Source organism: Actinophytocola sp., from assembly GCF_035634895.1.
In the GTDB taxonomy this organism is placed as follows: Bacteria; Actinomycetota; Actinomycetes; order Mycobacteriales; family Pseudonocardiaceae; genus Actinophytocola.
In genome coordinates, this window is sequence record NZ_DASQCC010000022.1 from 52,676 (window position 1) to 60,989 (window position 8,314).

An 8,314-nucleotide genomic window follows, 5' to 3' on the forward strand; every position below is an offset into this window, starting at 1 on the left:
ACGGACAGGTCGCCGTCCGTCGCAGCCTGTGTGCCGCCTGCCACCGTCTCACGAACCATCATCGCAAGAAAGGGGTCAGTTGACGGTCAAGCCGTAACCTTCCGCATCACAGACGTAGATATATGGGCGCCAGGTTGCCCTTTCGGGTACATGAACTTAGCCGCGCATGAAACTTCGCGTTTACCAGTTGGCGTGACTAGGCGTCACAGTCACCGGCCGGCCAGTCCGCTTTCAGCAGCTCGACCGCTTCGTCCCCGAACGGGTTCACGCCCGGCCCGACGGCGAGCGCGTGCGCCACGTGTACGTGCAGGCACTTCACCCGACCAGGCATTCCACCGGCGCTCACGTCCGTGCCGAGCGACTCGATGGCGTCCCGCTCCGCGAGATACGACCGGTGCGCGGCGAGGTACGCGGCCGCCAGCTCGGGCTCCACGGCCAGCCGCTCGGTCATCTCCTTCATCAGCCCACTCGCCTCAAGCCGGCTCGTCAGGGACGTCAGCCGCGGGCACGTCAGGTAGTACAGCGTGGGGAACGGGGTGCCGTCGTCCAACCGGGGCGAGGTTTTGATCACCGCCGGATGCCCACTCGGGCAGCGGGCCGCGACCTTCCGGATCGCCCGCGGCGGCCGGCCCAGCTGCTCGCCGACCGCGAGGCGGTCGGCCTCCGACACGGTCGCGGTGCGCTCACTCACCCCGACACCGCGTTCCACAGCAGCTGGTACCACGACTCGTCCTTCGCCTTGCCCTTCGCCGGCTCGTCGCCGGTCTCGCTGGTCCCGTCGCCGGGCAGCTCCACCATGTACGGGGTCTCCCCCGGCATCACGTACCGCAGCCGGCGGCGGGCCTCGGCCTCGACCTGCGCCGGATCGTCCAGCTGTGCCTTGCGTTCCTGCAGCGCCTGCACCTGTGAGCGCAGCTCGGCCTGCCGCTGCTCCTCCGTGGCCACGTCGTCGCGCTGGCCGAGGTAGGTCCGCAGCGGCACCGCGACCGACAACGCCAGCGCGCACACCACGATCGCGAACACCGCGGCCCGCCGCGTGGTCGACAGCCCGAAGGCCGCCGCCGCGCGGACGGTGCGACTACGGCCCGCACGCCCCGGCACCACGGGCCGGGCCGGCCGGCCGTCCCTCGGCCGGCGCACGCTCTGCGGACGCCGGCCGGTGGTGCGCTTCCTGGGTTCCCGCGCGGGCTCGCCGGCCATCAGCTCTCCGGGTTGAACCTGGGGAACGCGAGGTCGCCGGCGTAGCGCGCGGCGTCGCCGAGGATCTCCTCGATGCGCAGCAGCTGGTTGTACTTGGCGGTCCGCTCACCGCGGGCCGGGGCACCCGACTTGATCTGCCCGACACCGGTCGCGACGGCCAGGTCGGCGATCGTGGTGTCCTCGGTCTCGCCGGAGCGGTGGCTCATCATGCTGCGGTAGCCGTAGGACGTGGCCAGGTTCACCGCGTCGAGCGTCTCGGACAGCGTGCCGATCTGGTTGACCTTGACCAGCAGCGCGTTTGCCGCCCTGCGGGCGATGCCCTCCTCGAGGCGCTCCGGGTTGGTGACGAACAGGTCGTCGCCGACGATCTGGACCCGCTCGCCGATCTCGTCGGTCAGGCGCACCCAGCCGTCCCAGTCATCCTCCGAAAGGGGATCCTCGATGGACACCATCGGGTACGCGTTGAGCAACTCCGTGTAGTACGCGGTCATCTGCTCCGCGCTGCGCTTGGTGCCCTCGAACACGTAGGTGCCGTCGGAGAAGAACTCGGTGGCGGCCACGTCCAGCGCGAACGCGATGTCCCGCCCGACCGTGTAGCCCGCCTTCTCGACCGCGGTCACGATCAGGTCGAGCGCCTCGCGGTTGCTGGGCAGGTTCGGCGCGAAGCCGCCCTCGTCCCCCAGACCGGTGGCCAACCCGCGGCCCTTCAGCACCGACTTCAGCGAGTGGTAGACCTCGGCGCCCCAGCGCAGCGCCTCGCGGAACGACTCGGCGCCGATCGGCGCGATCATGAACTCCTGGATGTCCACGTCGGAGTCGGCGTGCGCGCCGCCGTTGAGGATGTTCAGCATCGGCACGGGCAGCACGTGCGCGTTCGGGCCGCCGATGTAGCGGAACAGCTCCAGGCCGCTGGAGTCCGCGGCCGCCTTCGCGACGGCGAGCGAAACACCCAGGATCGCGTTGGCGCCCAGGCGCGACTTGTCCGGCGTGCCGTCCAGGTCGACCAGCTTCTGGTCGACGATCCGCTGGTCGACGGCGTCGATGTCCTTCAGCTCCGGGCCGATCTCGTCGAGCACGGCCTGCACGGCCTTCTCGACGCCCTTGCCCGAGTACCGCTTGGCGTCCCCGTCCCGGAGCTCGACGGCCTCGTGCTCCCCAGTGGACGCACCCGACGGCACCGCTGCGCGGGCCAGCGTGCCGTCGTCGAGAGCGACCTCCACCTCGACGGTGGGGTTACCGCGCGAGTCCAAGATCTCACGCGCACCAACCTGCTCGATAACCGCCACGTGCTTGCTCCTCAACCGGTTCAGGAAAGTCTCGTCAACGAGCGTACAGAGCCTCCGGATTCCCCCGATGGAGACTCGCTAAGAACACTCCGTAACCACCCTTGTGGATCTTTCTGGAACACGGGTGGCCCCGGTAGCGTTGACCGCACCATGACCGGAGACGCCCAGGAGACCTTCGAGGCGTTCCGCCGCGCTGAGTCGTTGGTGGCCCAACGCCGGCCGCTGGATGCCCTGGCGGTGCTCGCGCCGGTCCTCGACGCGGAGCCAGACAAGTCGTCGGTGCACCTGCTCGCCGGACGCGCATACCTCATCTCGGCCCAGCTCAGGCGGGCCGAGATGGCGTTTCGGCGGGTGATCGAGCTCGACCCCACCGACCACTACGCGTTGTTCGCGCTCGGCAAGACCCTGCAGCGGATGAGCCGGCTCTCCGAGGCACAGACCCAGCTGCGCCTGGCCGTCGCCATGCACCCGGACCCGGCCTACCAGGAGGCGCTTGGCGAGGTCAGCGCGCGCATCTCCGTAGAGCGGGATCGCTAGCGCGGTCCACCGACGTTCGCCGCGTCTGTCGGTGGGCATCGGACTAGATCTTCGCGGCGGCCTTGGCGTACGCGTCGGCGCCGCTGAAGACCTCCTGGCCGTAGGTGGTCGAGGTGTTGTAGGTGAACACGGCCTTCCACCAGCCAGCGGCGGTCGCCAGGTCACCCCCGCTGGCGCACAGGTACCTGGCGGCCGTGAGCGCGGCGTCGTCCATGTTCTGGGGGTCCGGCGGGGCACCGTCCGCACTGGCCCGCATGCCCCACCGCGCCCAGGTGGTCGGCAGGAACTGCATGGCGCCGACGGCCCGGTCCCACTGGGCGTCGCCGTCGAGGTGTCCGCCGTCGGTGTCCGGCATGGCCCGCACCCCCGGCGACCCGTCGAGCGCGATGCCGATGATCGGCGGCGTCACCACTCCGTCCGCGCCGATCCGCGTGCCGGCGTGCCGCCCGTGCTGTGACTCGACCCGGCCGACCCCGGCGAGCGTCGTCCAGGTGATCCTGCAACCGGGGGTGGACCGGGCGGTCAGGATCTCCGCCTGCGCGTAGGCCTCCAGGGCACGTGCCGGGACCTGGATCTTCGTCGAGACCCGTCTGGCCCACGACGCCACGCTGTCCTTGCCCGGCGGTGCCGCCACCGCGGTCGCGGTGGGCACGGCGCTGCCCGGCGCCACGTCCAGCTCCGGCACCACGAAGTCGGGACGCGTGGCCACGACGCCCTCGTGCCGCGTCCCGATCACCACGACGACCAGGCCGGCGATGAGCACGGCCACCAACACGACCACCCCACCGATCCGGCGGCGGCGAGGCGGGGGGACGAACCCGGGTCTGTCGTACAGGTCAGGGGAGGACACGAACTCCAAGGTACGGATCCGTCGGGGGTGTTGTGGCTCACGCGCGCTCGGAGCGCCGCGAAACGTCCCCTTTCGGCTGGTTCTTCGGCTGTCTTGAACTGGACAAATACGAATATTCGGACAGTTGCGAGTGCTTTCGGTGCGCATCCAGCGGACCCGGCTGGACAACATAGGTAAGGCATGCCTACCTTCAGCAAGGTTAGGCATACCAACTCCGGGAGGAACGGTGCTGTTCAGCAGCGCGCTGATCGGCCTGCGCGAGGGCCTCGAGGCCGCGCTGGTCGTCAGTATTCTCGTCGCCTTCCTGGTCAAGTCGGACCAGCGGTCGGCGCTGAGATGGGTGTGGGGTGGGGTCGCCGCCGCGCTGCTGATCTGCGTCGCCATCGGCACCGTGGTCGCCTACACGATCGGCGAACTGCGGTTCGAGCAGCAGGAGATCGTCGGTGGCTCACTGTCGATCATGGCGGTGGCCTTCGTCACCTGGATGATCTTCTGGATGCGCTCGACGGCCAGAACGATCGCCAAGGACCTGCGCGGCAGGCTGTCCGACGCGCTGGCGATCGGCCCGGTGGCGGTCGCGGTCATGGCGTGCCTCGCGGTCGGTCGCGAGGGCCTGGAGACCATGGCGTTCTTCTACGCGAACGTGCGTACCGCCGAAACCGGGCCGGACGAGCCGCTGATCGGCTTCGTCGTCGGCATCACCGTCGCCGTCGTGCTCGGCTGGTTGATCTACCGCGGTGCCGTCCGGTTCAACCTGGGGAAGTTCTTCACCTACACGGGTGTCCTGCTGGTGTTCGTCGCGGCAGGCATCCTCGGCTACGGCCTGCACGACCTGCAGGAGGCCGGGGTGCTGCCGGGCCTGAACACGCTCGCGTTCGACCTGTCCGGCCCGATGCCGGAGGACTCCTGGTACGGCGCGTTGCTCAAGGGCCTGCTCAACTACTCCGCCCAGACCACGGTCCTGCAGGCCGTCGTGTGGGTGCTCTACGTCGTGGTCGTGCTGACCATCTTCCTGTGGCCGCGCAGGCAACAGCCCGCGCCGGCCGCCGCCTCTCCGTCCCCCGTTCCAGCCAAGGAGCACTCGTGACCTCGACCCGTGCCGTACTCACCGGCACCTTCGCCCTGTTCGCCCTCGCCGCGTGCGGCACGGCGACCCCGACGGAGTCCTCCGGCGGCGCGATCGCCGTCGCCGCGAGCGACGACAAGTGCGAGGTGGCCCGCACGTCCCACGACGCGGGGACCATCACGTTCGAGGTGACCAACAAGGGCAGCCGGGTCACCGAGTTCTACCTGTACGCCGACGGCGACCGGATCATGGGCGAGGTCGAGAACATCACGCCCGGCCTGACCCGGCGACTGATCGTCGAGGTGAGCGAGTCCGGGAAGTACCAGACGGCGTGCAAGCCGGGCATGCAGGGCAAGGGCATCCGCGGCGCCTTCACGGTGAACGGCGACGCGAAGAAGGCGACGGACACCGACGAGCAGCTGGCCGAGGCGACGGCCGGCTACAAGCAGTACGTGAACTCGCAGGTCGTGGCCCTGGTGGACAAGACGAAGGAGTTCACGACCGCCGTCAAGGCCGGCGACGTGGACAAGGCCAAGGCGCTGTTCCCGGTCGCCCGGATCTACTGGGAGCGCATCGAGCCGGTGGCGGAGAGCTTCGGCGACATCGACCCCAAGACCGACTCCCGCGAGGACGACGTCGAGCCGGGCCAGCAGTTCACCGGCTTCCACCGCCTGGAGAAGGACCTTTGGGTGCAGGGCCTGCAGCCGGACTCCGGCACGATCGCCGACCAGCTGCAGTCGGACATCGAGGACCTGGCGACCCGCGCGAAGGACGTCGAGCTGACCCCGCTACAGCTGGCGAACGGCGCGAAGGAGCTGCTGGACGAGGTCGCCACGGGCAAGATCACCGGCGAGGAGGACCGCTACTCGCACACCGACCTGTGGGACTTCCGCTCGAACGTCGACGGCTCGCAGGCGGCCATCAACGCGCTGCGCCCGGTGATCCAGAAGCGCGACCCGAAGCTCCTCACCACGCTGGACGCCAAGTTCGCGGCGGTCGACACGCTGCTGGAGAAGCACCGGGTGGGTGACGGCTTCAAGCTGTACACGGACCTGACCCAGGACGACATCAAGGAGATGTCCGAGGCGGTCGACGCGCTGGGCGAGCCGATCAGCCAGGTGGCCGAGGTGGTGGCAGGGAAATGACGCTTTCCCGGCGCCGGCTGCTCGGCGTGGTGGGTGCCGGCGCCGCGGTGGCCGGCGCCGGCGCGGCCGCGGGTGTGCTGGCGAACGAGGCACTGACCGAAGCCCCGGTGACCCAGACGTCCGGAGCGGCCGAGGCCGTGCCGTTCTACGGCCGCCACCAGGCCGGGATAGTGACGCCGGCACAGGACCGCATGCACTTCGTGGCCCTCGACGTGACGACGACGGACCGTGCCGAGCTGGTCCAGCTGTTGAAGGACTGGACGGTGGCCGCGGAACGCATGACGCGGGGCCTGGAGGCCAAGCCGGACGGGGCGGTCGGCGGGCTCCCGGACGCGGCCCCGGCGGACACGGGCGAGGCGCTGGACCTGGCGGCGTCGGCCCTGACCCTGACCATCGGCTTCGGCGCGTCCCTGTTCGACGACCGTTTCGGTGCGGCGTCGAAGCTACCGCCGGCCCTGGCCCCGCTTCCGCGTTTCCCGGCCGACGACCTGGACCCGGCAAGGTCGGGCGGCGATATTTGTGTGCAGGCGTGCGCGAACGACCCACAGGTGGCCGTCCACGCGATCCGCAACCTGGTGCGCCTGGGCTTCGGCAAGGTGGCGGTCCGCTGGTCGCAACTGGGTTTCGGCAGAACGTCGTCGACGTCGAAGTCCCAGGTCACCCCAAGGAACCTGTTCGGCTTCAAAGACGGAACGAGAAATTTGAAGGCCGAAGAGTCGGACCTACTGACCGAACACGTGTGGGTGGCGAAGGGCGATGGGCCTGACTGGCTGGCGGACGGGACGTACCTGGTCGCCCGCCGGATCCGCATGCACATAGAGATCTGGGACCGCACACCGCTGTCCGAACAGGAAGCGATCGTGGGCCGCGCCAAGGGAACGGGTGCCCCACTGGGGCAGGTGGCCGAGTACGACGAGCCGGACCTACACGTCCGCGGCGAGGGCGGCATCCCGGTGATCGCGGAGGACGCACACATCCGCCTGGCCTCGGCGGAAAACCTCAAGGGAGCAAGGATCCTGAGGCGTGGCTACAACTTCACGGACGGCACGGACGGCCTGGGACACCTGGACGCGGGCCTGTTCTTCATAGGCTTCAACCGAGACTCCCGAAAACAGTTCGTGCCGATGCAGCAGGCGCTGTCGTCAAAGGACTCCATGATGGAGTACGTGGAACACACGGGCTCAGGACTGTTCGCGGTACCCCCCGGACTGTCGAAGGGCGGCTACTGGGGCGACACACTGTTCACATGACAATCGACAAGATCGCGTGGCTGGAACTGGCCGAGGGCCGAATCCTCAGCACGAGGTCCAAAGGAAAAGACGTCTACTACCTCCCCGGTGGCAAACGCGAACCAGGCGAGTCCGACGTGGACACGCTGGTCCGCGAGACAAGGGAGGAACTGACGGTGTCCATAGACCCCAGCACCGCGGTCCACGAGGGCACGTTCACCGCCCAGGCCCACGGCCACCCGACAGGCGTCACGGTCCAGATGAGGTGCTACTCCGCGCGATACGAGGGAGTTCCCACAGCAAGCAGCGAGATAGCAGAAATCCGCTGGCTGACCTACGAGGACCGCCCAAGAGTATCCCCGGTGGACCAGATTATCTTCGATCACCTACACAAAACCGGACGCCTCAGCTAAGCACCAACCGGGCGCACAAAGGCACGGACAAGGCCCCAAGGCCGGCCACGGGGACAGCCGGAAACCACCGGCAATCCCCTCGACCCATACCCAAAACGCGACCAAGGCAGCACGCCACCCCACCGAAGCACCTACAGCAAAGCCCGCCCCCGGCAAGCACAAACACGACACCACCGAGCGAACGACGCCTTTCATAGGCAAACTCGCTCAACCAGAGCGAACCGGCGGATCGTGCAAGTGGCGTCCCTTCGCCTCCCCCACACATTGCCCCTCACTCACCCACACATTGCCCCTCACTCACCCACACATTTCTCCCCTACCCACCCCTCCATCAAGTCTTCTGACCCCACTTCCTCCCTCCAACCCCACTCTCGCCCTTCCCAAAAGTGAGATCAACTTCTACGCCGCCACCACCGGCGACGACCCCGAACTGGACACCCTGCTGATCCGGCTCCACACCGAATCCGCATGCCGGGCCGGCGGCGCGCTAGCCCTGCGGCCCCGCGATCTCAACCAAGAACATCCCCTCCCCCACACCACCTCCCCACAGGCCCACCCCCCGCCCGCCCCAAACATCCCCTCCCAACC

9 protein-coding genes are annotated in these 8,314 nt (G+C 68.7%); 5 read left to right on the forward strand and 4 right to left on the reverse strand.

Annotated features, from left to right (window positions below; genetic code table 11):
* Window positions 1-196: 196 nt before the first annotated feature.
* From VET29_RS03610 to eno, 3 genes are read right to left on the reverse strand one after another with little or no spacing between them, the layout of a single operon-like run.
* Window positions 197-670, reverse strand: a complete 474-nt coding sequence (locus tag VET29_RS03610) for a DUF501 domain-containing protein (protein ID WP_324914623.1) — start codon at window positions 668-670, stop codon at window positions 197-199.
* Between the two features lie 17 nt (window positions 671-687).
* The gene (locus VET29_RS03615) at window positions 688-1,200 is read right to left on the reverse strand and encodes a septum formation initiator family protein (protein WP_324914594.1); all 513 of its coding nucleotides are present in this window, start codon (window positions 1,198-1,200) and stop codon (window positions 688-690) included.
* A complete protein-coding gene (eno, locus tag VET29_RS03620) occupies window positions 1,200-2,486 on the reverse strand; it encodes a phosphopyruvate hydratase (protein ID WP_324914596.1) in 1,287 nt (428 codons plus the stop codon). Before eno ends, VET29_RS03615 begins: the two co-directional genes overlap by 1 nt.
* 150 nt (window positions 2,487-2,636) lie before the next feature.
* Here eno and VET29_RS03625 point away from each other — a divergent pair, with 150 nt between their 5' ends.
* A complete protein-coding gene (locus VET29_RS03625; RefSeq protein ID WP_324914600.1) occupies window positions 2,637-3,023 on the forward strand; it encodes a tetratricopeptide repeat protein in 387 nt (128 codons plus the stop codon).
* Between the two features lie 43 nt (window positions 3,024-3,066).
* Here VET29_RS03625 and VET29_RS03630 read toward each other — a convergent pair whose 3' ends face one another.
* Complete coding sequence (locus VET29_RS03630) at window positions 3,067-3,873, reverse strand: murein transglycosylase (RefSeq protein WP_324914604.1); 807 nt, start codon at window positions 3,871-3,873, stop codon at window positions 3,067-3,069.
* Between the two features lie 226 nt (window positions 3,874-4,099).
* On the opposite strand from VET29_RS03630, the gene efeU reads away from it, so the two are divergent.
* From efeU to VET29_RS03650, 4 genes are read left to right on the forward strand one after another with little or no spacing between them, the layout of a single operon-like run.
* The gene (gene efeU, locus VET29_RS03635) at window positions 4,100-4,960 is read left to right on the forward strand and encodes an iron uptake transporter permease EfeU (protein WP_324914608.1); all 861 of its coding nucleotides are present in this window, start codon (window positions 4,100-4,102) and stop codon (window positions 4,958-4,960) included.
* Window positions 4,957-6,084 carry an iron uptake system protein EfeO gene (gene efeO, locus VET29_RS03640; RefSeq protein WP_414636440.1) on the forward strand — a complete coding sequence of 376 codons (1,128 nt, stop codon included), beginning with the start codon at window positions 4,957-4,959 and terminating at the stop codon, window positions 6,082-6,084. Before efeU ends, efeO begins: the two co-directional genes overlap by 4 nt.
* Window positions 6,081-7,334: an iron uptake transporter deferrochelatase/peroxidase subunit gene (efeB, locus tag VET29_RS03645; protein WP_324914611.1), complete on the forward strand. Its 1,254-nt coding sequence runs from the start codon at window positions 6,081-6,083 to the stop codon at window positions 7,332-7,334. The genes efeO and efeB overlap by 4 nt, the downstream gene beginning before the upstream one ends.
* Complete coding sequence (locus VET29_RS03650) at window positions 7,331-7,726, forward strand: NUDIX domain-containing protein (protein ID WP_324914616.1); 396 nt, start codon at window positions 7,331-7,333, stop codon at window positions 7,724-7,726. Before efeB ends, VET29_RS03650 begins: the two co-directional genes overlap by 4 nt.
* Window positions 7,727-8,314: the final 588 nt, after the last annotated feature.